The 1,802-nt window shown below is 43.7% G+C and carries 2 protein-coding genes; one reads left to right on the forward strand and one right to left on the reverse strand.

Annotation, left to right across the window (positions count from 1 at the left end; genetic code table 11):
- Positions 1–135: 135 nt before the first annotated feature.
- Positions 136–1,242 carry a transposase gene (locus NWE95_10390; GenBank protein MCW4004306.1) on the reverse strand — a complete coding sequence of 369 codons (1,107 nt, stop codon included), beginning with the start codon at positions 1,240–1,242 and terminating at the stop codon, positions 136–138.
- A gap of 159 nt (positions 1,243–1,401) precedes the next feature.
- Here NWE95_10390 and NWE95_10395 point away from each other — a divergent pair.
- Positions 1,402–1,802, forward strand: a 401-nt coding sequence (locus NWE95_10395) for a S1 RNA-binding domain-containing protein (protein ID MCW4004307.1), incomplete at its 3' end; no start/stop codon positions are given.

Below are 1,802 nucleotides of genomic sequence, written 5' to 3' on the forward strand. Positions count from 1 at the left end.
GGTAAGCAAATAGGGTGAACCCCTCTTCGAAAAAGAGGAGTGAAACCATTCCTAATAAGACTAACAGTACATGAAATTGGTCAATATCCGCATTTTTTCACTACCTTTCCGACACAATCGACAATTCACCCTGGGTTAGTAAGCAACTTGGGTTTTGAAACCAACTCCGGTCATCAGTTTTATCAATCGTTTCAAATTGAGCATGATCGCCGTGAGAAAAGCCTGGACGGCAAAGCCAATGATCCCCAAGTAACGACAGCGTCCGAAACCATGACTTAGTTTGGCTTCACCGAATTTACGTTCTATCTTGTATCGTTCCTTCAGTCCTTGTTGGTATTGTGGCTTTTGACGTAAGTCGAGCCAGACTTGCTTGTTTGCGTCTTTCTTTTCTGTACGGGTCTTTTTCAATCGGATAGCGGAGTGCAAGCCGTGAATTTCCAAATAATAATGATTGTTGCCATCGTCATAGCCTTTGTCGGCTGCATAGGTTTCTACAGGCAATTGCTGTTGAAGATCATGTTCCACTAGAGAGATGAAATGATGCCCATCATAGGCTTTCCCCGATGTGACTTCCAAACTGGTGATCAATCCATTTTCAGCGTTCAGGCTGACATGCGCCTTGTAACCATAGAAATACTGGGTTTGTTCTTCGTTTTTCCCTTCCTCATTCTTTACTTTGCGTTGGTGTTTTACCCCCCAATGTGCATCCGGATCGCGCGGCGTCTTTCCTTTCTTTTGGCGCTGTTCATCTTTGTCCGTATTGACATTTGCAATACTGTGCACACTGTCTACAATCTGGATCGCACCAAACTGGATTCCCTTGCGCAAGGCCATCTTCACAATCTCCTCCAGTATCTCCCTGAACGCTTCCTCCTTGCCGCATCGTACCAATCGTTCTCGAAAAACGGTCAGGCTCGAATGATCGGGCGCTTTTTCATCCACAGCCATCCCTAAAAAATACTTCGCCGGTATATTCTCATTGATGTATACCTCTACCTGCCGTTCACTCAAATTGTATAGATAGGCCAGCAACTCCACTTTCAACATCATAACCGGGTCAAATGGCGGACGTCCAACTATTCCTTCCCCCTTATACAGTTGTACCAGTTTGTCGCTAAATACATTCCATTCTATCCCTTCATTCAGTAAGCGCAAAAAATGCCCAGCTGGCACTAACTGGTCATATAAATAATCTCCATAAAATGAGCCCTTACCGGTTTTGACAAAGCGTACCTTTTGCATCTCTCTCTCCTATGGTAATTTGCTTCATTGTATTAAAATTTTTCCCTATGGTCAATTCTTTATTTTGTTTTTCAACAATCTCCGTCAAATTAATTGACATTTTAGATCAGGGGATGTATAATCGGGTTTTGCAAATAAACTAAGCTGGAGAGAAACGCAATGGATACAAGCGCGTTAGCAAATGGAAACAGTCAACCCGAAATTAAACCCAAAATGCATTTCAAAGGAAAAGTCACCAAAGTAGGGTTAGCTGGAGCAGTGGTTGACATTGGCACCGGTCACAATGCAGCCATCCATGTTTCTCAGATACAAACCGCCGACAATGAACCGATCAAAAGAGTAGAAGATATTTTATCTCCTGGTCAAGAAATCGACGTTTGGGTGAGGCGGGTACGAGATGAACGTATCGAACTCACCATGTTCGAGCCTCTTGCCCTTGAATGGCGCGAGATCAAAAAAGGTATGCGGGTGAAAGGGAAAGTGGTTCGATTAGAAAAATTTGGGGCTTTTGTTGAAATTGGTGCCGAAAGACCCGGGCTTATTCATATCAGCGAAATGGC

The organism is Candidatus Bathyarchaeota archaeon, from assembly GCA_026014725.1.
In the GTDB taxonomy this organism is placed as follows: Archaea; Thermoproteota; Bathyarchaeia; order Bathyarchaeales; family Bathycorpusculaceae; genus Bathycorpusculum.

Coding starts and splice junctions, on each gene's coding strand:
- NWE95_10390 (MCW4004306.1), bottom strand. CDS start 1,242: ATGCAAAAGGTACGCTTTGTCAAAACCGGTAAGGGCTCATTTTATGGA.